At 45.2% G+C, this 25,078-nt stretch carries 18 protein-coding genes, 1 pseudogene and 1 riboswitch; of the genes and pseudogenes, 5 read left to right on the top strand and 14 right to left on the bottom strand.

What is annotated here, in order from left to right; all coding sequences use genetic code 11:
* Position 1: 1 nt before the first annotated feature.
* The 5 genes and pseudogenes from J2T14_RS17880 to J2T14_RS17860 form a co-directional block, all read right to left on the bottom strand.
* Complete coding sequence (locus J2T14_RS17880) at positions 2-1,798, bottom strand: cache domain-containing sensor histidine kinase (protein WP_307472870.1); 1,797 nt, start codon at positions 1,796-1,798, stop codon at positions 2-4.
* A 148-nt stretch (positions 1,799-1,946) separates the two neighbouring features.
* Positions 1,947-2,138 (bottom strand): hypothetical protein, encoded by a 192-nt coding sequence (locus tag J2T14_RS17875; protein WP_307199884.1) that lies wholly within the window; start codon positions 2,136-2,138, stop codon positions 1,947-1,949.
* Between the two features lie 164 nt (positions 2,139-2,302).
* On the bottom strand, positions 2,303-2,854 hold the full coding sequence (locus tag J2T14_RS17870) for a VanZ family protein (RefSeq protein ID WP_307472867.1): 552 nt from the start codon (positions 2,852-2,854) through the stop codon (positions 2,303-2,305).
* A gap of 1,061 nt (positions 2,855-3,915) precedes the next feature.
* Positions 3,916-4,456: pseudogene (gene sigK / locus J2T14_RS17865) on the bottom strand (RNA polymerase sporulation sigma factor SigK).
* Between the two features lie 34 nt (positions 4,457-4,490).
* The gene (locus tag J2T14_RS17860) at positions 4,491-5,240 is read right to left on the bottom strand and encodes an alpha/beta fold hydrolase (RefSeq protein WP_307472865.1); all 750 of its coding nucleotides are present in this window, start codon (positions 5,238-5,240) and stop codon (positions 4,491-4,493) included.
* Positions 5,241-5,370: 130 nt separating this feature from the next.
* Between J2T14_RS17860 and J2T14_RS17855 the strand changes: the two genes are divergently transcribed.
* The gene (locus J2T14_RS17855; RefSeq protein ID WP_307472863.1) at positions 5,371-5,964 is read left to right on the top strand and encodes a TetR/AcrR family transcriptional regulator; all 594 of its coding nucleotides are present in this window, start codon (positions 5,371-5,373) and stop codon (positions 5,962-5,964) included.
* A gap of 44 nt (positions 5,965-6,008) precedes the next feature.
* Here J2T14_RS17855 and sigK (J2T14_RS17850) read toward each other — a convergent pair whose 3' ends face one another.
* The 5 genes from sigK (J2T14_RS17850) to J2T14_RS17830 form a co-directional block, all read right to left on the bottom strand.
* Positions 6,009-6,707 (bottom strand): RNA polymerase sporulation sigma factor SigK, encoded by a 699-nt coding sequence (sigK, locus tag J2T14_RS17850; RefSeq protein ID WP_307472861.1) that lies wholly within the window; start codon positions 6,705-6,707, stop codon positions 6,009-6,011.
* A gap of 320 nt (positions 6,708-7,027) precedes the next feature.
* Complete coding sequence (locus J2T14_RS17845; RefSeq protein WP_307472859.1) at positions 7,028-7,894, bottom strand: carbohydrate ABC transporter permease; 867 nt, start codon at positions 7,892-7,894, stop codon at positions 7,028-7,030.
* Positions 7,887-8,759, bottom strand: coding sequence for a carbohydrate ABC transporter permease (locus J2T14_RS17840; protein WP_307472857.1), 873 nt, complete (start codon positions 8,757-8,759; stop codon positions 7,887-7,889). The genes J2T14_RS17845 and J2T14_RS17840 overlap by 8 nt, the downstream gene beginning before the upstream one ends.
* Positions 8,760-8,833: 74 nt before the next feature.
* Positions 8,834-10,183: an ABC transporter substrate-binding protein gene (locus J2T14_RS17835; RefSeq protein ID WP_307472854.1), complete on the bottom strand. Its 1,350-nt coding sequence runs from the start codon at positions 10,181-10,183 to the stop codon at positions 8,834-8,836.
* Positions 10,184-10,345: 162 nt separating this feature from the next.
* Positions 10,346-12,424: an RICIN domain-containing protein gene (locus J2T14_RS17830; RefSeq protein WP_307472852.1), complete on the bottom strand. Its 2,079-nt coding sequence runs from the start codon at positions 12,422-12,424 to the stop codon at positions 10,346-10,348.
* A gap of 302 nt (positions 12,425-12,726) precedes the next feature.
* On the opposite strand from J2T14_RS17830, the gene J2T14_RS17825 reads away from it, so the two are divergent.
* Together J2T14_RS17825 and J2T14_RS17820 are read left to right on the top strand one after the other, a co-directional pair.
* Positions 12,727-14,460 (top strand): sensor histidine kinase, encoded by a 1,734-nt coding sequence (locus J2T14_RS17825; protein WP_307472850.1) that lies wholly within the window; start codon positions 12,727-12,729, stop codon positions 14,458-14,460.
* Complete coding sequence (locus J2T14_RS17820; protein ID WP_307472849.1) at positions 14,453-16,063, top strand: response regulator; 1,611 nt, start codon at positions 14,453-14,455, stop codon at positions 16,061-16,063. The genes J2T14_RS17825 and J2T14_RS17820 overlap by 8 nt, the downstream gene beginning before the upstream one ends.
* Before the next feature lie 97 nt (positions 16,064-16,160).
* Here J2T14_RS17820 and J2T14_RS17815 read toward each other — a convergent pair whose 3' ends face one another.
* On the bottom strand, positions 16,161-16,523 hold the full coding sequence (locus tag J2T14_RS17815) for a helix-turn-helix transcriptional regulator (protein WP_307472847.1): 363 nt from the start codon (positions 16,521-16,523) through the stop codon (positions 16,161-16,163).
* Positions 16,524-16,555: 32 nt separating this feature from the next.
* Between J2T14_RS17815 and J2T14_RS17810 the strand changes: the two genes are divergently transcribed.
* On the top strand, positions 16,556-17,269 hold the full coding sequence (locus tag J2T14_RS17810; RefSeq protein WP_307472844.1) for a helix-turn-helix transcriptional regulator: 714 nt from the start codon (positions 16,556-16,558) through the stop codon (positions 17,267-17,269).
* A 273-nt stretch (positions 17,270-17,542) separates the two neighbouring features.
* On the opposite strand, the gene J2T14_RS17805 is transcribed toward J2T14_RS17810, so the two are convergent.
* Positions 17,543-22,660: an OmpL47-type beta-barrel domain-containing protein gene (locus tag J2T14_RS17805; protein WP_307472842.1), complete on the bottom strand. Its 5,118-nt coding sequence runs from the start codon at positions 22,658-22,660 to the stop codon at positions 17,543-17,545.
* A gap of 89 nt (positions 22,661-22,749) precedes the next feature.
* Positions 22,750-22,836, bottom strand: a riboswitch (cyclic di-GMP riboswitch).
* 192 nt (positions 22,837-23,028) lie between these two features.
* Between J2T14_RS17805 and J2T14_RS17800 the strand changes: the two genes are divergently transcribed.
* Positions 23,029-23,511 carry a hypothetical protein gene (locus J2T14_RS17800; RefSeq protein WP_307472840.1) on the top strand — a complete coding sequence of 161 codons (483 nt, stop codon included), beginning with the start codon at positions 23,029-23,031 and terminating at the stop codon, positions 23,509-23,511.
* 65 nt (positions 23,512-23,576) lie between these two features.
* Here J2T14_RS17800 and J2T14_RS17795 read toward each other — a convergent pair whose 3' ends face one another.
* Both J2T14_RS17795 and J2T14_RS17790 read right to left on the bottom strand, forming a co-directional pair.
* Complete coding sequence (locus tag J2T14_RS17795) at positions 23,577-24,131, bottom strand: NADPH-dependent FMN reductase (protein WP_307472838.1); 555 nt, start codon at positions 24,129-24,131, stop codon at positions 23,577-23,579.
* A gap of 21 nt (positions 24,132-24,152) precedes the next feature.
* The gene (locus tag J2T14_RS17790; RefSeq protein ID WP_307472836.1) at positions 24,153-25,067 is read right to left on the bottom strand and encodes an NADP-dependent oxidoreductase; all 915 of its coding nucleotides are present in this window, start codon (positions 25,065-25,067) and stop codon (positions 24,153-24,155) included.
* Positions 25,068-25,078: the final 11 nt, after the last annotated feature.

Below are 25,078 nucleotides of genomic sequence, written 5' to 3'. Positions count from 1 at the left end.
GCTACTGATGACGAAGAGGCAGTACGATTATAATTTTCGTATAAACGCCGTATTCGCTTTCAACTTGCAGTCCGTATCTATCCCCGTACAGCATTCGGATTCGTTTGGATACGCTTCTGATCCCAAATCCGCCAGTTTCATCGGGAACGCCGGAACCTGTCATTATCGCCTTGATTTGATTCTTGTGCATCCCAGCCCCGTTATCGTATATTTCGATTTCCACGTTGTTGCCGCAGCGCCTTCCTGTAATGCGTATGATTCCTTTTTCCTTTTTGAGCTTCAACCCGTGATAGATGGCATTTTCCACAATTGGCTGCAAGGTTAGCTTCGGTATCGAATATGTCATAATTTCGTTGTCGATTTCCATCGTATATGCCATATATTCCACATAACGCAGCTGCTGAATTTCCAAATAGCTCTCCGTTAAACGCATCTCTTCACCTATCGATATGATATCGTTGCCTTTGCTTAACGAGATCTTATAGAAATTTGCCATGTATTGGGCCGCCGTTATGGCTTGCTTCCCAAAGCCCAGCTTAATGAGCGAGATAATCGTTTCAACCGTATTGTATAAAAAATGAGGCTTCACTTGCGATTGCAGCAATTTAAATTCTATCTCGGCCTTTGTCCTTTGTTTCTCGACGTTCTCGGCCATAAGCGCCTCAATGCGATCCATTAAATTATTAAAGCCCTCGCTTAAATATCCGATCTCGTCTGTTGATTGGTAGGAGCTTCTGACTTGCATCTTTCCCGTTCGGATTTCTCTCATTGTCTTGGCAAGCTGAAAGATGGGTCGCGTGATCGATCGGGACAATAGGAAGGACACCATTAATGCCAGCAGCAAGCATGCTGCGCCGATCCCGATAATCAATTGATTGATTTCCTTCCGCTCCGAAGTAATAACATCCATAGGGACAGCGCTTACAATCGTCCATTTCAACTTTTCGAAGCGATGGGTGAATATCAACATTTCTTGACTTCCGCTACCCTGGGTAAAGCTTGCGTCTTTACCATTGTCGGGAATGCTTATGGAGACGGCTTCCTTGAAATCCCGGTATAACATGGCTTTATTCTGTGCGGAGATAATTCGGCCTGCGGAATCGACGATATAAAATTCCCCACCCTTATTTTTCCCTTCCTCGTAAATCGAGGCAATAGTCGTTTCTTTCACGTACAAAAAAATTCTGCCTATCGTTTTACCGGTATCTTTGTGAATGACCGTTTTGTAAACCGCAAATACGTTGTCTTCACCTTCATACAAGAATCTGAATTTGATCAAATCTGTCCAAGTGGGTAAATAGAAACGATCATCCGCTCCATAACCGTCACCGAATATGCGGGATGCGTATGCGTTATCGGCAAACCCGACGTCCACCCAGTGATGATTCGAGGTGAGGATGCTTACCGCTTTGATTTTTGTGTTAGGCTCCACAATATTGCTGATCGTCTCTGAAAGGGTTTTGTTCATCGAGAGGTTATTTAAACCTTCAACCGGCTTGCTCGCATAGAACTCATTATTCAATAATAAATCGTTATAAAGCACGTTTTGCAATCGATAATCGCTAGCCAGAATTTTTGAATAATCTTCAATTGTAGATACCAAGGTTTGAAGGTTGTTTTTGATGAGCACAAGCTCCCGGGATGAATTATTGATCTCTTTCTCAATTATGGCCTTCTGTGAAATCGTGTTGGCAAAGATCGACTGGGTGGAAATAAATACGAAAATGATTAATATATTCGCTATGAATATTTTATTTTTAATGGAAATCCCGCGTATATACTTCGAGAACCCTTTCATAGCGCGATTACTTCCTTTCTCTTCCATACGACAAGAATTATACTGGAAACAACAATTATGTAAGAAGGTTGATCTGAAGTGCGTGGAGAGAGCGCCTTTACATATAAGATATTTATGTGGGGGATTACTTTTTAAGGATAGCACAGGTTTAATAAGTGTCAAATTGAAACGTTCTGAAGCGGTTGATCCATTTCCGTTCCGTCACCGCATCCTTTACGCTTACCATGGGCGGCTGTACCGCACCGTCTCTCTGAACGTCGCGGTTATAACGAATCATGCCCAGTTCAGAAGGCGTGCCTCCAACCTCTCTTGCAGATATCGTGAAAATAAGTTGTTTCATGGTAATCTACAGTTGGATCATTTCATGTACCGCCGAAAAACCAATAAAAAGTACCCAATCTTGCAATGAAGCAAAGTTGGGCACTTTCGGTTTTCTATATTTAGAATCAAGCTCTATATTTGCTAGTGGCTATCTAATCATTGTTCAGAGTGCAATAAAGTTATTCAGAATCTCATTTTTATCATGAATAATAAATAGTATATAACTGGTAATCCTACGATAGCAGATAATATGGTGATTGCAGTTTGTACTTTCTTCTCATCTCTTAATAAAAATAGTAAAGACTTATACCCTACAATACCAATCCATCCACCTAAACCATTTAGAATTATATCATCAATATCTGCTGCTCCAATGCCTAAAAGCCCCTGAATGATTTCAACAAATAAACTCACCATAAATATAAACAACAGATTGATTATTACTTTTTTATTGTTCTTAAATAATGACACATATACACCAAGGGGAATAAAAATAAGTATATTGCCAACCACATTACCAAAAGCGAATTTTTTTAAATTAGCAGAGCTGCCAGATATATATTCACTTATGCTATAAAAAGGAATAAGATTAATTGATCTAACTAAAGTCCTTTGGCTATTAAATAACTCCGAAATTGATACTCTCGATAAGAATAATATTTTAATTAACAAAAATATGTAACAGATGAAAACACCATATAAAAAGACTGTTTTTATTCGTTCACGTTTACTCATAATATCTCCTTTTTCACCCCTTCGCAACAAAAGATATGCTCGTAAGCATACCTTGTCGGTCAAAGTTACAGCTATGATTGATTACATCTTCTTGTAAGTTCATCCTTAGAGTTTAGACGCTCAAAATTGTAACTTAGTTGTGGTAAACTGTCCAATAATTCAATGAAAGACAGCTGCGGATTGTTTGTCTACAGCTGTCTTGTTGTTGAGCTAAAGTTCCTCGTTTAGCATTCAATACATAGGTGTTTGCCATGTTGATACTGCTGTAAAAGAATAAAAAAGCGATACCGCTGTGACCGGTATCGCTATTCTGCTATATTTCGTAACTTTGAATTTCCTGCTTCATGGCAATAATAATTGACAATTGATTCTTAGGGTAACCTAAAACCTTGGTTTTGGTCGTGCACATACCGCACCCGCAATGTGTTTTTCCTTTAGAAAGGCTGCCTTCTTTTCCAGGAGCAACATACCAATGTCCCAATTTAACTCGCTTCATTTTCTTATCGATCACGCGTTTCCGATGGTGACGATAATAAGCCCTGTCTCTCACACATATCACACTCGCTCTGAGTTATTCACTCAGCCTGAAAATCACCTCAGAGAAGGTTTTAGATGACTTTCAGGCTGAGTGTTGCGATATGTGTGTTTTGAATAAGCATGATGATCATCCTTTAGCTGTGTTGTAGAAACAGATTTATTATAGCATACCGACGAAGATTGATAAAAACTCCAATTTGTCTCCAGCTATACGCTTAATAAAATGGGCAGGCCCTGCTCATCCATGAGTGTTATTCAACTATTCATCAGTCTCATCGTTTGTATTGCAATACTTCTGACTGGCTTCAGCTGCCAGTAATTAAAGCGGATGAACCATAAAACTATAAATCCACTAACGTCGCTTGTTAATTCATACCAATCAAACACAACATCAATACATGGCGACCAATCCGTCTTCATCCGAGACTACAAATGACATGTAGTCCGTTACTATTTGAAATAGTTTGGTCTACTGTTGTATAAATTAAAAAAACGCCACCTTCAATTAAGGTGACGTCCTATTATTACTTCTTCGCCTTATAAAACTCATGATACAGCTAGCTTCATCAACGCCCGCTTCTCTATCCGCGAAACATAGCTCCGCGAGATCCCCAGCTCCTTCGCGATCTCCCGCTGCGTCCGCTCGTCTCCGCCGTGGATGAGGCCGAAGCGGCCGATGACGACTTCCTTCTCGCGTTCATCCAATATATCGAGATTCTTGTATATTTTCGATTTCTCGATCTTCAATTGCACTTTATCCGCCACATCGTCGGCTTCCGTGCCGAGGATGTCGATCAACGTAATCTCGTTGCCTTCCTTGTCCGTACCAATCGGATCGTGAAGGGACACGTCCTTGCTCGTCTTCTTCAAACTTCGCAAATGCATCAGGATTTCATTCTCGATACAGCGTGCCGCGAACGTCGCCAGCTTCGTTCCTTTGCCGGTCTGGAAGCTCTAGATCGCTTTAATGAGGCCGATCGTGCCGATCGAGATTAGATCCTCGAGGTCCTCGCCTGTGTTATCGAATTTTTTGACGTTGTGGACACAACCCGATGTCAATCCCAAATGACCTTAATCCAGGCGAATTGATGATCAAATCTTATTCACCTAGGAATGCAACGATCTCCGGATACAGCATGTCTGCATGCGTAAGATTTAACATATGGTCTCCGCCTTCAATCGCGACGAAGCGAGTGTTTTCCAGCTTACGAAAATGCTTTTCGATCTTCACATTGTCTTCATGGTCTCGCGTGCCGCGGACGAATAACGTCTTCGCACGCAGCTCGTGTAATCTCTCGATTGCGGGAGGGGTTGGCCATACCACGTTAAAGCTTGGTCGTCCAAACAGTATCCTTATGTTATGATCCGTCATCGCGTGCAGCAATTCACGCAGGGGACTATCTTTTATGACGGAGTAGGAAGAAGAGGTAACGACTAACTCAGTCATTTTGGCAATATCGGGAGCGGCTTCTTGTATGGCTTGGAATGATGCAAGAACGTCCGGTGACTGGACGAATCCCCCTAAGGTAGGCGCAATCAATACGAGTTCTTGAACGCGCTCGGGATAGGCTAACGCGAATTCCGTCGCGATCTGTCCGCCGAGCGAATGGCCGATCAATACGGCTTTGTCGATGGATAAGTTGTCCAGGAAACAAGCAACGTCAGTCACATAGTTGACTGTCTCAGTTGGGGGAGGCGATTGTCCGCAGCCCCGAGCGTCGAATGTGATCACTTGATATTTGTTAGCCAGTTGCGGAGCCAAATAGGACCAATCCCTGCTATCGCATCCCCCGCCGTGGATCATCACTATCGGCTTGCCTTGACCTTGTACTGCGTAATGCCAATCCATTCAAACCCCTCCAATTCACAATAAGTGTACATTGCAAATTTACCATTGAATAACCATTCAGTCAATATAAATTGACGAAGCAGCTCATGTCGATTATGATAGAGTGAGAAATCATGTGAGGTGCGTCATCATGCCAAGAACCCCAGAAGACAACGAAAGAATCCGTAACGCCGCCAAAGTAAAAATACGAGCCGCCGCAATCGAAGTCTTTATTGCAAAAGGATTCCACGGCTCCTCCATTGAGGATGTCGCGAAAAAAGCAGGCATCTCAAAAGGGTTGCTGTATAACTACTTCAAGGGAAAATCAGACCTTCTTGCGGAACTGATTCAAACTCGCGTAGAAGAAATTACACAAGTGATGGAAGAGGCAGCTCGTCTCACTTCACCTAAAGAACGACTCCTGTATATCGCGCGGCACGCCATTCTGAACGTTGAGGAACAACCGAGGGCATACCGTTTCTATTTACACCTGCAGACCCATCCTGAAGAGGATTCCATTATATCCACTTATACCCGGCCACTAAAAGACGAAATGATCCGCCAGTCCCGAGTTCAAGTCGAGATATTCCGGAAATTGAATTCACCTAATCCGGAGATGGATTCGGTTCACTTTTCAACTGCGTTGCACGGGATCATGTTAATGTATTCCATGTATCCGAACGGTACACCATTAGAAGCATTAAATCGCGAGATGGTTGCCGCCTTCATAGAACGATTTAATTGACGACATATAGAAAGGACCGCACCAATAGAGCGGTCCCAATCATCTCACTTCTTCGCCTTATAAAACTCATGATACAGCTTCATCAGAGCCCGCTTCTCAATGCGTGACACATAGCTTCGCGAGATCCCCAATTCCTTCGCGATCTCCCGCTGCGTACGCTCGTCACCGCCGTGGATGAGGCCGAAGCGGCCGATGACGACCTCCTTCTCGCGTTCATCCAATATATCGAGATTCTTGTATATTTTCGATTTCTCGATCTTCAATTGCACTTTATCCGCCACATCGTCGGCTTCCGTGCCGAGGATGTCGATCAACGTAATTTCGTTGCCTTCCTTGTCCGTACCGATCGGATCGTGAAGAGACACGTCCTTGCGCGTCTTCTTCAAACTTCGCAAATGCATCAGGATTTCGTTCTCGATACAGCGTGCCGCGAACGTCGCAAGCTTCGTGCCTTTGCCGGTCTGGAAGCTCTCGATCGCTTTAATGAGGCCGATCGTGCCGATCGAGATTAGATCCTCGAGGTCCTCGCCTGTGTTATCGAATTTTTTTACTATGTGGGCTACAAGTCGTAGGTTGTGCTCGATAAGCAAGTTACGCGACCGTGCATTTCCTTCAGCCATCAGTTGCAAATGCTTTGTTTCTTCTTCCTCTTGAAGCGGTTGTGGAAAAGCGTTGTTTTTCACATAAGACACTAGCAGCGACAACTGCTTAATGAACAACGCAATAGCAGCGAACAAACCCATATTACGTACACCCCCATGCTGTATTGGCAAGGTCGAGGCTGCTGCCTCCCCTGGCAAGAACGTCAGTTGTACATTGTATGTGGGCGAAGGCCTATACGTGCATGTACAGTATAGGCTAATTATTTTAACTGCTCATCTTTCTCTTCACGAATTATAAAAAATTGACGTTGATGACTGTCTGTTTCCGCTCCATTTATGAAAACAATTCACGCGAAACTAAACCAGCCAATCCCTTACAAGCGGATGACTGGTTTAGTTGTTAAATCTTTGATGTTTCGTCGTAGACCATGTGCACTCTTCTTTGCCCGTCGCCTTTACTTTTATTCCTTGGACGCGCCAGCTACCAAGCCGGAAAAAATATATTTCTGGAATACAAAGTAGATCACCAGCGCCGGCAGGATCACCCAGATTACTCCGGCACTTAAACTCCCCCAATCCAAAGTCCGGTCACCCTGAAATACCATCAATGTGGTGCTTAAAGTCCTAAATTTGTCCGAGGGAATATAGAGATACGGAACATACATGTCATTGCTGATTTCCACAAATTTGATGATCGCCACGGTAAGCGCTGCGGGGATGATCAAAGGAAATATGATTTTTCTAAATATGGTGAAATACGATGCTCCGTCCAACATAGCGCTTTCGTCTAAAGATTCGGGAATTTTATCAATAAACTGCTTGTAAACAAAAATTTGCATGAGATCGGCACCCACATAGATGAGAATAGGAGCCCAAAGCGTGTTGTATAAGCCTAGGTTTTTGACGATAGAAAAACGCGCGACCTCAATCGTTGTAAACGGGACGATCATCGCCACCATAAATATGCTCATGACCAGTTTTTTTGCCTTGAAGTCGAATCTCGCAATAATATAAGAAACCATAGCGCCGATTATAACATTCAGCAGAACGCTCGTTACCGTAATTAATAACGTATTTTTGAGCGCGAGCAGAACTTTGGCCTGCTTAAAGGAATCGGTAAAGTTGTTTAAATTCAAGGACTTGGGCAATGCAAATACCGTACCTTGAACCATTTCCGGCGGCGTTTTGAACGCGGATAATAAAATGACCGATAACGGGATGAAGACAATTGCAACAATGGCGATCAAAACCGCATATTTAATGACTGTAGTCAGAGAAAGCCTGCGCAGCCGACGAACTTGTTTAGACTCTTCCATTAAATCACCCACTGATCCTGATAATCTTCTTCTGCAGTATATAGACGACAACGGTTATAAACATTAACATAATGCCCAGTGCTGAAGCCAGTCCCACATGACTGAATTGGAAGGCTTCCTTGACGGTGTACACCACGAAGGTGGAGCTCTCGTAACCTGGTCCTCCGTTAGTCATCAGGAAAGGAATCTCGAAGGCAGCAAGCACTCCCCGGACATTCAGGAAGAGAACAAGTTCAATAATCGTTTTGATCCCTGGTACCGTAATATGCCGAAACATTTGGAATTTGTTCGCGCCATCGATTTCTGCCGCCTCGTAGTATTCTTTGGGAATCGACATGATCCCCGCAATAAAAAAGACGACATGCTGTCCGCAATACCTCCACAAAGATACAAATACTAAGGTGAAATTAATAACTCGGTAATCCCCCAACCAGTCCTGCTTCAGGCTGCTCAGATGCAGGGCGTCTAATATGGCGTTGAACCCTCCGCTTGGCGAAAAGAAGAACGAGAAAGCAAGCGCTACCGCCACACCATTAATTATATAGGGCATAAACACAATGGATTTGAAAAATCGGCTCCCAATGACCGCGCCGCACAACATGGAAGCGACGGCAATTTCAAAAGGAATTGCAGCAAGGTGGCCGATGAAGTAGTACCCGTTGTTTCTTAAGGAAAGCCAAACATCTCCCGAATCCAGAAATATAGTCTTGAAGTTATCGAGCCCGATATACTGGAAAGACTTTGAATACCCGTCCCAATCCGTCAAGCTGAACTGAAACAGCTTGAATGTCGGCAAAAGCATAAACACGCCGAGCAAAGCGAGCGGAATAAACAAAAAGGAGAAAATGATCAATTTTCTTTGAAGACTATAATTCATCCAGCCGCACTCCTTTTATGAAAGAAGATTGCTGCGTCCATAGCGCAGCAATCTTCTCCCGAAGCTTCTATTCACTATTGAATGCCAAGTTTTTTTCTTGCCGATGTCCATTTTTTATTCAAGTCTTCAAAGATCGGTCTGAAATCTTTCCCGGCCAGCATCTGTTGGCCGATGGCGTTGCCATCCCATTTCGTTTCGTTAGAAAGCTTCACGGCGTCTTCGTTGCCATCCTTTATAAAGAAAGGAGTCACGTTAAGCGTTTTCGCCGTAGTTGTAAATATATTGTCCGCTTCAATTCCATTAATGGTTGAACTCATCGTTCTTTCCGTCAGGTACTCCTTGTAGATTTCCTGGCTGAAATACCATTCGAGCACTTTCTTCGCCTCTTCGATATGCTTGCTGCTTTTCGAGATTCCGAATGGCAGATCCACCACGGTTACTTGCCTGTTAGTTTCGCTTTTGTCGTTTACGACCGGAAGCGGGAAGAGTCCTACGTCGTCGATATCTCCACCATACTTGACATAATCCGGATAATAATACTGTCCGATAACGATCATTCCCGCTTTTTTGCTGGCGAACAATTGACCTGCTTCCGAATAGCCGATGCCGAGGGCTTTACCGGTCGCTCCTGTCTTGTATAGCTTCTCAACCATTTCAAATGCTTTGTAGTAATTGCCATCGGGACTGAAAGGCGTATCCGTCTTCGCTGCTTCGGAAGCGGTGTTGTCGTCGTTGAAGAATGTGTTCGGGCCAAAACCTATAAACGGATATTGTGTCCAGGCATCTTTCGCTCCCAGCGCCACGCCTTGGTATTTGCCGCTGTCTTGAATTGCTTTGGCGACGCTGACAAATTCGTCCCAAGTTTGCGGCACCTGCAGCCCCAGTTCCGAAAATACCGATTTCCGATAATAGACCCATTCTGAAAATTGTTTCATCGGCAAACCATAATATTTACCTTCGCCAGCCTTGTTGACTTCAAGCTTGTCCACGGCTTTATTCATTTTTACGAGCGGATCGTCAGCATTCCAAAGGTACAAAGAATCTTTCAACTGTAGCACATGATCCGGTTTCATATAGAACAGGTCAGGCAATTCGTTTGCAGCTTGTCGAATCTTTAAAGTTTTTAACAACTCATTCGAATCCTTGACGGACTGAATGTCCAGCGTGACGTTTGGCAGCGCTTTTTTGAAGGCATCTTCTTGGCTCTTCTTCTGCCAGTAATCCAAATCTTCCGCGAAGATCTCTACGGTTAGTGTAATGTGTTCTTTGCTGGGCGAAGCCGATTCCACCTGATTGCCTGATCCTTGCGAACCTTGCGCTTCTTGTGCGTCCTGGTTGGTACCGCATCCCGCCAATGCCGTTGCCGTGATTGTAAGCGAAGCCAGCGCGATGCAAATTCCTTTAAACTTTTTAGCAATTCCCATGGTGTATCCCCCTATTATCAATTATGAGCAGTGTTGTCGCCGCCTTGATCTAAATTATAAGTATACGGCGTTTGAGCAGCCATGATTTATCTTGTCTCTTTTTGATGCTTCTTTACCTGCTTACAAAAGATCACTCTTGAAACATTCTTGATTTTATATTGCTTAGTTTTTGAAAAACTCAACATCATCGAAATTTATCCATTGATTGGCACTGGCATCAGACCAAAAACCAACTGTAATTTGACCATTCGTTACGTTAATGTTAGGGATTGTTATTTGAGTATAATAACTAGAAGTCGGTATGTTAGCTGTAAGTTCGGCAGAACCAAAATCTTTAGCACTCATCCATGCTTGATTCTGACCACCGCTTCCTTTTACATATGCTCGAAGCGTATAAGTCCCATTAGCCAAACCTGTAAAACTCTGGTATGTGTAAGCCTTGTATGAAGTGTTTTTCCAATGTGTACCATGCCAATTGCCAGAATGGGCACCACCAACGGTTTCAACATATGAAGCATTGGTACTATTTGTCCATGTCGTCCATGACGCTGGCGAGGCCGTCCATGCTTGATCCGCTTCGAAGCTTGGGTTTTGAATTTTATTAAGAATAGTATTGGAAGGCAAAACATCTGTGAATTGGATTTGCCACTCTTGAGAGGCAGATTCATTATTCGCTAACTGCCCGATTTGTGCCCCATTGGCAATCGAGCCTTGATTTACGTTCAGATATCTTCCGCTGTTTTTATTTTTAATTTTATAGAAGCCGTTTGTTTGAAGCTCTAGCGTCCATAACTGCTCGTCCCCTGAGTAATACGGCCACTGAATGGCATTTCCGCCATCTCCAGTCCAACCACTGCCCATGGATAGTGCCTGATTGCTTTTTGTATTAATAATTCCATAATAACCATTCCCCGCGTTTATCAAATACCAATTCTGATCCGTGCCGTATGTGTCAGGCCATTGAATGACATCCGTTCCATTTTCCATGGATCCGCCACTAACTGCCATAGGCTTTATACTGTTTTTATTCACTAGTTTATAGGAATAACCTGGCCCAACTTGAAGTGTCGTTTTTTCAAAAGTGATCCTGCTCTTATTCGTGCCCGGAAGATCAATATTGTTAATATGATAAATGGATTGTCCATCAGGCGATAAGGCCATGCTGTGACTGTATCCCGTCATATTGTTTGATGTATAGGTAAGCGGTCCTTGCATCCTGTACCAAGGCCCTATTCCGTAATTATAATTCACAAAGTAATCGCTGCCACGGGAAGAAAGCGGAACTTGGAATTTGCCTGAAACAATTAATGTACCCTTCGGTCCTCCTACAGGTGACCAGACGACATAGGGACTCGAGCCAGGAGTAACGCCATCAACCGATGTAAGCTTTGTTCCTACATTTAACGGATCTCCCCAGTTGACTCCGTCGTTTGAAAATCTAAAATGAATAGGATTTGCATTCATGCCGACAACTTCATACACCATCATATATTGACCATTTCCCATCTTAGTTACGACAGGCATCCCAGGTCGCAGAGATGAATCTGCCAAAGCTACATCTTCAACAACTGGCCCCCAAGTGTATCCTCCATCCGTCGAAACCTGGTGAACAAGCTTTTGGCTGTGCAATTCATGCTGCCGTTCATCCGAATAATAACATACTAAATTACCGTAATTATCAATTGCAAAAAACGGTTCCCATATCGGGTGATCATAGTCGCCGGCTTGTGCAATGTTACTCATAAATTGCCATGTAAGCCCATGATCATCGCTTCGATATAGATCTATTTTTCCATATCGGTGCGCCCAATTGCTACCAAATTGAACACTGTACCCTGCAGCCAATATGGTCCCCGCAGGAACATTGCCAATCGTCTGCGGCATCTCGAACAATTGCGGCTGCCAAACCATTCCCCAATTGTTTTGCGTATCCACGATATCAGATAGGTGGGTCCAAGTTTTCCCGTCATCCGTGCTTCTATAGATTGGAAATACCGGTTTATTGCCCGTGTTGCCAGGGGATTGCTCAAAAGTGGCTAGTAAGGTGCCATTCGCTGAACCGCTATGGTTAAGTCGAATAAGTCTAGGATAGTTTGCTCCAGCATCGTTACTATCAACGACTATATTAGGATCCGGTATAAAAATATCAACTTGATTGCTAGCCGCAAAAATTGAACTTGTAAACAATAAGCAAAAACATACAACCATCATGGAAATTGAAACTAGTTTTTTTGACCTCATTTTTTTTATCCATCCTTTTCAATAAGATAGCCTGATTTTATGATAACGCTTCCATTTTGGACATGATCTATTTTGCTGCTTTTTGATCTATTTATACTCCCAACGTTTCCCTATTCATTTTTATTATAAACATAGCTGTAATATAGCGATGTGTGTGATAGCATATGTCTTATAAAATTTACGATCGTGGCAGGTGACTAGCTATATTCAAACTCATTAAACGCAGAGTGCTTGTGAAGTTTATCGTCATCTTTCTGCTCTTTATCCCCGCTCCACTGATCCTTGCCGGAGAAATGTTATATTTGACTTTTGTAGATACGTTGATCAGTAATAATACGAATAAAAATCTTCAGCTCACGGAGCTAATCGCGAAAAAAATCGATGAAAATGTACTTCGTTATATATATTCCGCTTCCAGTATCATTTCAGAGAACAATGTCATGAATGCCTCGCCTGGCATCATCGAAAACATTAACAAGTGGCGCGCGGCAACCGGCGATTACCAGAAACTAATTCTTTCGCGTCAAATCAACAGCCAGCTCAGCTATTTTTTTAATTACACGACTGATTTGACTGGCATCACTTTTATCTTCAAAGATAACGAGTACTATACCTATAACGCGCCGATCCCCGTCGAACCCGCTTTGCTGAAAAGCGCCTCCTGGTATTCGAATATGAAGGATAACAATGAAAGCATCCGCGTTCTGGGGAGACTCAAAAATTCGTTGTATACCGGAAGCCGAGATAACGGCGAATACTCCATCGCGATTGCATCTTTCGTCAATAACGCAGCATACGTAAACCCTTCGGAAGTCGAATTGATTTACATCACGTTCAAGGAGAACACTTTCGAAAAGGTATACTCCGGCATCCAATTAAGCAAAGTGGGCAGGATAGATATACTGACGCCGGAAGGCGAACCCGTCTCTTCGAAAGACGACAAAATCACAAGCATTCAGAGGCAACAGCATCTTTTCTCCAAAGACTACGGATCATTGAATTATCATCTGGATAACGATAAATTATTAATGACTTATTACACCGTCCCGTCAACCCATTGGAAGGTCGTCAATACCATCTCGTATAACGAGCTGACCCAAGACGTTAATCGAGTCATGCTTATCATTATCGGAGTGTTTGCGTTTATCATATTGTTGTTTGTAACCGTATTCTTTACTTCGATTACCAGGACGGTTGTCAATCCGGTTAAAAAGCTTATACGCCAAATGTCCCTTGTCGAGAAGGGCGACCTGAACTCCATCGTCCCTGTACACGGACAAGATGAACTGGCCCTTTTGAATAAGACCTTTAACCGGATGGTCGGAGAAATAAACAATCTGATCACCAACATTGAAATAGAGAAAACGGAGAGATTACAACTTGAAATCAAATCGTTGCAATATCAGATAAATCCGCATTTTTTGCTCAATACGCTCAACTCCATCACGATGATGGCCGATATCCACGGAGTGGACAATATCAAAATGATGACAGAAGCCTTATCCAAACTGATGATCAACACCTTGTCTCGGGACGGTGTATATACAACGATCGCCGGGGAGTATGAAACGCTTCAGAGTTACGCCTATTTCATGAAATTCAGATACGGAGATCGGTTTGATATTACCTTCCACGTATTACCCGAAATAAGGCAGTGTTACATGCTGAAACTGCTGCTGCAGCCGATTGTAGAGAACTCCATTCTGCATGGCATGGTCGATGTGTTCGAGAAACTGGAAATCGGAATCTTTGCTCGGAAAGTGGGCCAATCATTAGAGATCCGTGTGGTTGATAACGGAATCGGCATGACTCCTATTCAAGCGGCAGGACTAGTGCAAAATAGAAGGGAAACCAACTCCAATCACGGTTTTAACAAAATAGGGGTAAACAATGTCCATCAACGAATAAAGTTGAACTTCGGAGAAGCATATGGACTGACGATTCAAAGTGAGCAGGGCAAAGGCACTACTGTTATACTAACGCTTCCGTTGATTAATGATGATTCCCTACCTACAAGGAGTGCGGCATATGCATAGAGTCCTACTCATCGATGACGAACCGCTAGTCAGAATGACGATCAAATCATTAGGTCCGTGGGAGAAATATGGCTTCGAAATGGCAGGCGAGGCACATGACGGTGTAGATGCATTGGACAAGCTCAAATCCGAAAAGAGCTTCGACATTATCCTGACGGATATCAGCATGCCGAAAATGAACGGGATTGAGGTTATCCGGCAAATCCGAAAGTGGGACGATCAGATCCCTATTCTTGTCTTGAGCGCCTTCAACGACTACCCGTTTGTTCGACAGGCCTTCATGCTGGGCATTCAGGACTATATTCTGAAATCCGAGTTGAACTTCGAATCGTTGCTTAAGCTGATGCGGAAATCGTCCGATCTGATCTCGGCCTCGAAGCAAAACCACGAGGAACAACGGAGTAACAATGTGTATTTAAAGCAAAAATTTCTAGAGAATTTGTTGAATGGATTGATCCCAAGTGACATCGACAATAAAATCGCTGCCTATCAGATTCAGCTAACAAAGGCGAATTTGAACGTTAGCATCGTATCGGTCGATAATTATAAAGTCATGGAAGACAAATACGACAGTGTCGTGCTTACAAACATCAACCTCTCCATATTGAACGTGTTCAATCAAAAGACTTCGGAATTCAAAATGGGCGAGTTAATCGTGATTGGAAAAGGTAAATACGCATTAATCAGCAGTATTAATGATGAGAATAGCATGGCCGTTGTGCATCGGAAGCTAAGCTACTTCCTTAACAACGTGAAGCAGGCACTGTTCATGTTCCTGAATATATCCGTAACCATCGGCGTCAGCAGCACTCATAATGGTTATCTGCACATCCCTTCTTTGTATGTGCAGGCTCTGGCTGCTAACGAACTAAAACTGCTATATGGGAAAGGGCAAATTATCTACGAACACGATCTCTCCCAGATCGAAAATACTTCGCACGGAAGTCTGGCAGACAAAAAAAGAGAGATCATCCAAGCTTTGTTTAGCCAAGACCGGCATCAGTTGAAAGCCGAGATTCAAAATATGGTCCAATACACGAAAAGCCTGAACCCCGTGAATATCAATACGGCCCATAGCCTGTATTTGGAGTTTATATATATTATTATGGGTCATTTATATCAAAAAGATATTTTTGCCGAGGATATTTTTAAGAAGGACATTAATTTTATGGAACATATTACTAAGTATGAAACACTTGATGAAATGAACGGGTATCTTGAACATATTTTATTATCGATATTTGATGAAATTAGCCATAGAAATGAACATGTCTCCTCTAAAATCAGGAAAGCAAAAGAATATATGAAGCAGCTTTACCGCGAGGACATCACGTTGAAGTCGGTTAGCGAGCAAATTCAAGTCAGTGAAACCTATCTGAGCCGATTATTCTCGTCAGAAACAGGAGAAAGCTTTATCGGCTATTTAACCCGCCTGCGAATCGAATCGGCTATGGATCTGCTCAAAAACAGCCAACTTTCGATTCAGCAAATTAGCGAGCAGATCGGCTATGCCAACCCCGAGCATTTTAGCCGGATTTTTAAGAAGAACGTAGGATGCAGCCCGAATAAGTTTAGAAATGAGATGTTTTCGAAAAATGAATGAACGGCCTCTCATGATAAAAGCCCCATGGCGGCAGAACCCTTGTTCATTATCGAATAGGGGTTCTTCACGTAAATCAATAGGAGCAGCAATGAATTTGTTATCCGTACAAATCACGGAACTGCTGGGGGGTCATTCCGATCATCCGATGAAATATGCTGATAAAATAGCTGCTTTGGCTAAATCCCGTCTCATATGCGATCTGTTTAATGGCGAGCGGAGTAGATACCAGCAAGTTCTTGGCCAGCAAGATGCGGCATTCTGTCAAGTAATGCGCGGGTGACTTTCCTACGGCCTCTTGAAAAATACGGGTAAAATGGTACGTACTGTACCCTGCTTTGTCGGCAATCGACGTCAAATTCAACTTCCCGGTACAGTTGGCCCGGATATAGTCGGCGACTTCGAACATCTTCTCGCGGGTGCCGTTTCCCGCCGTGCGGCGATGATGTCCGGCATCATGCATGAGTGCGGAAAGCGCCTCGTACAGAGCCGCTGATGGAGCTATCGATTTTTTACTTTCATTCTATTCGTCACGAGAATTTACACTATCATTTCCCTGTCGAAACAGAATTGCAATTAATTAATTGCATCCGAAGCGGTGATCGGGAGCAAGTCATCCAGCTACTTACGGGATTGTTTGATAAGAATTTTCGCAACGAATCCATAGCTCCCGAATTGGGAAGATGTTTGCTATTCAGTCTCTCCGGAACTTTGTTGCGTATATTGAATTCAGATACTCCTACCCTTCAGGGATTTGCTGAGGGCGAAATAGATCCGGTTCGTCAGTTACTTTCCAGTAAAACAACCGACGAGATGTTTGTGAAGACCAAAGAGTTGTATTTATTGGTCACCGAATCTTTTAAACTAGAGCGGCGTGATCACGATGAACAACTCCTCCAACAAATCCAAACCTATATTGATGCAAACTTTGCTGATCCTAACATGAGCTTAAATTTGTTATCCGAACATCTGCAGATTACGCCACAATACATCTCGCAATTTTTCAAAAAGATGAGCGGTTGGAATTTTAGCGATTATTTGACAAGAGTTCGGTTAAATCACGCCAAAAAACTTATGGCAGATTCTGAGCTGACCAATGCTCAAATTGCAAGGATGGTCGGATATACAAGTGATACCGTGTTTATTCGAGTTTTCAAAAAGGTAGAAGGCCTTACCCCGGGAAAATATAGAGAAACGAAACCATTTTGACGAGCACGGACGGGACCGTTACCAGGGATCCGGAGGAAGTTCTCATACGGCTGGTATGAAAATCCAACTCGAATACGAGCTGAAAACCGGACAATTCTTACAAGTGGATGTTGGCCTTGGCCTCGGAAAAATCAAAGACGGTTTATATGGTTTAAAACGAGCGATAACGGTGGAAATGAACGACCTCGTCAGCAACTAGTCATAAATATCTCTGAGTTAAAAAGATAGGGCACCCTGCCGGGCGCCCTAAGCTGTTTTATTCGCAATTGCATTTTATTTCTGGACTTTCACCGTCGTTTCACCGATTATCAGAATGCCGTTGACATACCCTCTAAAATGCAGTGTAACCTCGGAAGCCGTCCAATTGAAATCGGAACGTTCGAATTTGAATTGTCCGAGCTTCGCCTGATTGTAGTAACCATTATTGCTGTTAAGTGCCTTCACGCCATTTAGAGTTGCGGTATTTAGATTGAAGCCTTCAGAACTGTACCCGTCCGGCAAGTCTACCCTGACCGTAAACACGCCTTTATTGCCTTTAATGACATTAGGAGTCACCGCAATGGTGGCCTGAATGTATACAACAAATTGCTTTTCCAACGTAGTGCTCAGTCCCGCAGCGTTAGTAACGGTCACGGTTACGGTATAGACACCCGGCTTGTCCAATACAATCCCGCCGTTTTGCTCTACATCCTCCGCTGTTCCGTCCGGACGGGTGACGGTCAACTTATTGGATGCGATTCCCGAGAGCGTATCAACTGCCGAGTACGTCAACTGCAGCGTCGTCCCTGCCTGGTACTCTTCTTTAAGATTCATTGTGACGAGCGGTGCGGTCTTGTCGATTTTCACCAAAGCCGTATTCACAGCCTCGATGTTGCCGGCCGTATCAACCGAGTAGAAAGCAATTTTATGAACGCCTTCGTCTCTGACAGTAAAGGAACTGCCTTCTGCATATACTGAACCGTCGATCGAGTAGAACGTTTGGGCTATGTCGCTTTGCGTATCTGTTGCGGTTAATTTAACGTTCACTTCTTCTTTCGACCAGTCTGCAGGAGCGTCCGAATTCGTAACAGGAGACGTTCGGTCGATCTTCACTTCGACGGCTTGAGCCGCTTCCTTATTGCCCGCTTGGTCAACCGAGTAGAAGCTGACTTCGTTAACACCCTCGGTTTCTACCGTAAACGAGGTGCCTTCCCGATAATCGGAGCCGTTTATCGAATAATATGTTTTCGATACGCCGCTATGTGCGTCCATCGCGGTTAATCGGACTGCCGCTTCTTTCACCCATAACGCAGGAGCATCCGAAACCGTCACCGGCGCCGTGCGGTCGATTTTCACTGCGATGGTTTTAGCAGCTTCCTTATTGCCCGCCTGGTCAACTGAGTAGAAGCTGACTTCGTTGACACCATCGGTTTCTACCGTAAACGAGGTGCCTTCCTGATAATCGGAGCCGTTTATTGAAAAGTATGTTTTCGATACGCCGCTTCCAGCGTCTGCTACGAGCAGGCTTACCTCCGCTTTATCTTTGATCCAAGCATCGCTTGCGCTCGCAGATGTCTCAGGCGCTGTCCGGTCGATTTTCACTTCGATGCCTTGAGGCGTTTCGGTGTTGCCGACTTTATCCACTGAGTAATAAGAAACCTTGTTTATGCCTTCTTCGATCACCGTAACAGAAGTTCCTGCCGAATATTCACCACCGTTCAGGGAATAGAACGTGTTCGCGACTCCCGTTTCGTTATCGGTGGCCGATAAGGCAACGACGACCTGGCTTTGATTCGTCCAGCCGGCAAGGACATCCGCTTTCGTCACCGGCGCTTCTGTATCAATAATCAGCTTGGCGAGGACGGTGTTCGATGGCTCCGACCCTCCGAACGAGTTGCTGTACGATGTCACAAAGTATTCGTGGTCCCTATATGATAAATCCGATACCGTGTAAGACAGATTATTCAGCTTCTCTATCAGCAAAACCGGTTCTCCGTCTATGAGTTCATATACGTTGTATCCGTTCGCGTAGGTAACGAAACTCCAGGATATCCGAGCTTCTGTGCCGCTTAACAGCTTCAAAGAGGCAACCGGAGGCTGCATGACCGGGAAAACGATCGTTTCGGTCACACGGTTCGAAGATGCCGATTCACCGAAACGAGTGCTATAAGCGGTCACTTCATACTGATGGGTATCCTCTGACAGATTGAATACTTTATAACTTAGATCCTTACCCTTATAAATTAACTTCCGGGTACCTCCTGTCAAATCATAAACGCGATATTCGTTTGCCCATGCAACAGCAGGCCAAGATAACGTAATATTGTTCGCGTTAAAAACACTCCCTGTCAGCACGGGTGGAACAACAACCGGCCATACAAGCGCAAAATCGGAGATGCTGCCGATCGGTGATTCACCATAGCGTTCGCTGTAAGAATGCACCACGTAGCTGTAATCGCCAGCAGGCAAATTGACATACGTAGCGGTCGTGCCGGTTAACGTGCTTTTCAATACTTTTTGCCCATCGACTACTTGGTATACCCTATAAGCCGTCGCATAAGCTGACGCATTCCATTTCAAGGCAATGTCGTTCCCGTTTGAAACGGTTTTCGTTAAATTGCCCGGCGCTTGCATCACCGGCCAAATTAAGTTGAACTTAAGTTCGCTGCCTTCCGGCGAATCGCCGAAACGGCTGCTGTAGGAGCGTACCGCATAGGTAATCTCACCCTCCGGATGGTTCGCGAATGCAATTGTCGTTCCGGTTTGGGTTTTCTTTAACACTTCTTGTCCGTCGATTATTTGATAAATCTTATAGCCCGACGCAAAGGGAACGGCATTCCATTTCAAGGTGACGTCGTTGCCGTTTGTAACGCTTTGCGTAAAACCTCCAGGTGCTTGCATGGTTGGCCAGACCAACGCGAATTCGAGCCTGCTGCCTTCCGGCGATTCGCCGAAACGGTCGCTGTAGGAGCGCAGCACGTAAGTGTAGTCGCCCTCAGGCTGGTTCGTCAACGTTATATTTGTAGCGGTCTGAGATTTCACCAGCACCTCTTGCCCATCGACAAGCCGATACAGGTTGTATGCCGATGCATAGGTAACCGCGCCCCACTTTAAGGCGATGTCGTTGCCGTTTGCAGTGCTTTGAGTAAAATTACCCGGAGCCTGCATGTTTGGAATATGAAGCGTAAAAGTCACTTGGCTGCCTTCCGGCGATTCGCCGAAGCGGTTGCTGACGGCATGAACGATATAGGTGTGGTCGCCGCCTGTTATATTCGATTGCGTCGAAGTCAAGGTTGTAACCGAATTCTTCAGAATCTTTTGACCGTCAACAAGTTCATAAACTTTATAGGAGTTCGCATAAGTGACGGCCCCCCAAGTTAATACGGCGTCATTTCCATTCACAATTTTATAGGCAAAACCATTCGGAGCAGCCACCGTGGGATGTTCCAGTATGAACGTAATTTCCGCACCTTCCGGAGATTCGCCCAAAATGGCCGAAACAGAGTGGATCTCATAGTTTAACAAGCCCTCAGGCTGGTTCGTATAGGTGACGGTTGTGCCGGTTGTTGTGCTTTTCAGAATCTTTTGTCCCTCTACCACTTGATAAATCTTGTAGCTGGTAGCGTAAGATGCGGCCGTCCATTTCAGAGTGACGTTATTGCCGTTAGCGATACTATAAGTCGGATTCACCGGTGCTTGCATGACTTGTCCGTTCAGCGCCATCGTCAGCTTGGTTCCTTCCGGCGATTCTCCTAAACGGGTTGAAACCGAATGGACTTCATACGTATATTCGCCCGGCGACATGCCGGTATACGTGACGCTTAGGCCCGTTACCGTGTTTTTAAGCACCTTTTGCCCATTTACGATCTGGTAAACCTTATAGCTTGACGCATACGCTGAAGCTTCCCATGTCAGGGTGAAGTCCGTCGCGTTTTTAATCGTTTGTATCAAATTGGCCGGCGGCTCCATCGTCGGGAAAACCAGCGGAAAAGAGACTTGGCTGCCTTCTTGCGATTGACCGTAACGAGTCGAGAAGGAATGTACCTCGTAGACGTAATTACCGGCCGGCTGGTTGGTATAAGTAACCGTGGTGCCTGTTACTGTGCTTTTCAGTACTTTTTGCCCATCGATAACTTGATAGACTTTGTAGCTGTTCGCGTTTGCCGCGGTCGTCCAAGTTAAGACAATATCATTAATGTTCTGCAGCTTGTAGGTTAAGCTACCCGGCGGCTCCAATGTCACGGCACCTAGCGTGAAGGATACTTTATTGCCTTCCGCCGATTCACCGAAACGGTCGCTGTAGGAGTGAACCTCGTAGGCGTAATCGCCGGCCGGCTGATTCGCAAGCGTAACCGTTGTGCCGGTTACCGTGCTTTTCAGTTCTTTTTGGTCATCGATGACTTGATAGATTTTATAGCTTGTGGCATAAGTCGCAGCAGTCCAAGTTAGGACAACATCATTGATGTTTTGCAGCTTATACGCCAAATTGTTAGGTGCAGCCATAGCAACGGAGCCAACGGTCACGGTTACCCGGCTGCCTTCCGCAGATTCTCCGAAACGATCGCTGTACGAATAGACCTCGTAAACATAATCGCCGGCCGGTTGTTTCGTAAACGCCGCCGTTGTACCGGTCACCGTAGTTTTTAAAACCTTTTGACCGTCAATAATTTGATAAACTTTATAATCCGTGGCGTAACTGACACCGTTCCATTTTAGGTTGACGTCGTTGATGTTCGCAATGGTAAAAGTGAAATTTCCGGGTGCCGTCATAGCCGGATAAACAATGGCAACTTCAACCGGAGCGGAAAGCGGCGATTCACCAAAAACGGAATTCGATGCGGTAACCGCGTACTTGTAAGTTCCCGCCGGTGTATTAGTTATCGTATATGTACGTGCCGTCTGCGTTTTGACCAGAGTCGTTTGGCCGTCGGCTTGGACTTGGTAAAGATTATAGCTTTGGGCATTAGGGGAAGCATCCCAGCTAAGAGAAATGTCGTTTCCGTTCTGAATGGTAGAGATCAAGGTCGGGGCATTCATATCCGGGTATGTGATATCCACCGTGATCGGCGCGCATGGACCGGACTCGCCATCCGGGCTTAAGGTTGATACCACATAAGTATACGACCCTTCCGGCAGGCTGTTAACCGTGAAGGAGGTTGTTGTCGATGTACCGCGTGAGACGAGTTGGCCATCCGTAATTTCATAAACCTTGTAGCCGGTAGCTCCAAATACGGCGCTCCATGTCAGCTTGATGTTTGACGGCGTCAAAAGCTGATAAGTCAAATTGCTGGGAGGCAGCATGTTGTTGTTTGTCTCGGCCGCAAATACGTTTGCAGCGGGAAACAAAACCTGAATCAAAAGAAGCAGCGATACCAGGAAGGAAAACTTGTTAGCAGCTTGACGTTTTTTCATGATTGTCCTACCTTTCTTTGTTTAAACGGGATATAGGGCAAAAAAAATAAACCTTTGACAAGGTTCATAGTAAACTGCCTATGATTCCTTGTGGCAACCGGCTGCCTTCCACTAAAGCGTGGTTCAGGTCCTTGGCTTTGCGTCTCATGATTTCTCATGATTTGCCTTTTTCACTTGGTTGTTGCAACTGAGACTTTAACTCTATAATACGGTGTTGAATCTAGTAGTGTGAATAGGTACAAAGAACTAGAATAGGTTATATTGACTATATTTCCGTGAATAGAGGCTTATATTAGTCGGCCCGAAGCCTTTCATACGATCATGCAACCTAATGCAGCAAGCAGCCGTTATGTAAAAGAGATACAAAAATGACGGGGGCGATTGAATTGAAGGTTTTTATTCCGATCATGGCGTTTGTTCTGCTTGTCGCTTGCTCCGGTCGCAACGAATTGCCGATTGAGCGTTCTACTGCCATTGCATACATCGAAGAAAAAGGGTACAAGGTCATCTCGTACGAAGGACAATCATCAAGCTATGAGCTGACTAAAGAGAAGTTAATCCGTCTTCCCTATATGATGTATTGGGGGCTGATGCCCTTTGATCCCGCTGACTATATTGGCAAGACTGTCAATATCGAAAAGTTTATCGTGACGAACCACCCGCTCGCTAAAGGGAAAGTGGACGTATATGTCTACGAGGTCAATTCCGTGCCCATCGGCGGAACGTCCTTTCCGCACGGCGATAAGTCGGATGGAGGTTACTGGTCGCTGGAAGGCAAGACGCTGGAAGAGCTGCAACCGAAGTCTTTCCAGGACTGGCGGGAAGAATGGGTAAACAAATATTCAGAATAAATAGCGAGTCACGTACGAAAAAAGACCATTCGAGCACAGGCAGCTCTAATGGTCTTTTCGCTAACTTAACGATTGCGCAAGCTCTTCAAAGCTCCGCTCCACGCGACAACCTGGTCCAACATGGCATTCATATTTTTCAACTGCGCGTCGGACGGTTTAAACGTTTTGTACTGTTCGAAATCCGTGAAGAGGGAAAAGGTTGGATTGGCGCGGACATCGGCTACCGATAATTCGCCCAATATCCCCCGCAAATGCTCTGCGGCGCGGGCGCCTCCCGCGGAGCCGTAGCTAATGATTCCGGCTGCCTTGTTGTTCCATTCTTTGTACGCGGAGTCGAGCGCATTCTTCAAGGCACCCGTTATGCTATGGTTGTACTCCTGAACGATGAAGACATACCCGTCGAGCCGATCAATAGCCTGCTGCCATGCCTTGGGGCCCGGCTCATCGCCGCTTCCTTCCCCGTAAAACGGCAACTGATACTCGCGAATATCGACGATCTCGTATTCCGCATCCGCCCGTTTGTCCGCTATTCCTTTCACCCATTCGCCTACTTGCGGACTAAGCCGGCCTTGCCTCGTGCTGCCAAGAATAATGCCGATTAACAATTTCCCCTCATTCATTGACGATCCCCTCCTTGTTCCTTAATCCATAGTAAGAACGATTTTACCTCTGCCGTGCCTGGTCTCGATCAACCGATGCGCCGCTTCGGCCTGTTCAAGAGGGAACGTCTGGCGTATCGTCGTGCGCAGCTTTCCATCGGCGTGAAGCTCGGCAAGCTCGGCGAGTCTGGCCGCAGAGCGAACGCCGCGGACAGCGGGGATGCCAAGCTCCTCGATGATGTCGTAAGCCACGAATGTGCAGATTCGGTTTCTGTCCGCCACCAATTGGACCGATGCCCGAACGCCTTCGGCGCCGGCCGTGTCGAAGGCTGCATCCACACCGCCCGGAGCGAGCGCGCGTACCCGCTCGACCAACCCTTCTCCGTACGTTACAGGAATCGCGCCCAAGGAACGAACGTAATCGTGGTTGCTTTCGCTTGCCGTACCGATGACCGTCTTCGCGCCCCACAGCTTCGCAAGCTGCACGGCATAAGAACCGAGCGAGCCGGCGGCGCCATGTATCAATACGGTATCTCCTTCCCCGACGCCGATAGCCCGAAGAGCGATATAGGCGCCTTGACCGTTACCCGTCAAACCGCCTGCTACCTCCCAAGACATGCTCGCAGGTTTCTTTACGATCTGGTCAACGCCGACTACAACATATTCGGCATAACCATTCAACAACGTAAAACCGAGCACTTCGGTGCCAACCGCGAACCCGTCCACGTCCTCCCCAACTTGATCGATGATGCCGGCGAATTCATTTCCCGGAATTTTCGGCAATTGGTCGCTCACCCCTGGCGGCATCCACCCGCTCCGTATACTGCAATCGTAATGCTGCACCCCCGCCGTTTTGACGCGAACCCTTACTTGTCCCGGACCCGCCTGAGGATCCGGAAACTCCATTACTTCCATCACTTCCGGCCCGCCGTAAGAACGAAACGCTGCTGCTCTCATCTCAATCTCCT

Source organism: Paenibacillus harenae (assembly GCF_030812415.1).
GTDB classification, from domain to species: Bacteria; Bacillota; Bacilli; order Paenibacillales; family Paenibacillaceae; genus Pristimantibacillus; species Pristimantibacillus harenae_A.
The sequence above is the reverse complement of the archived record's forward strand: the minus strand, read 5'-3'. Positions and strand labels throughout refer to the sequence as shown.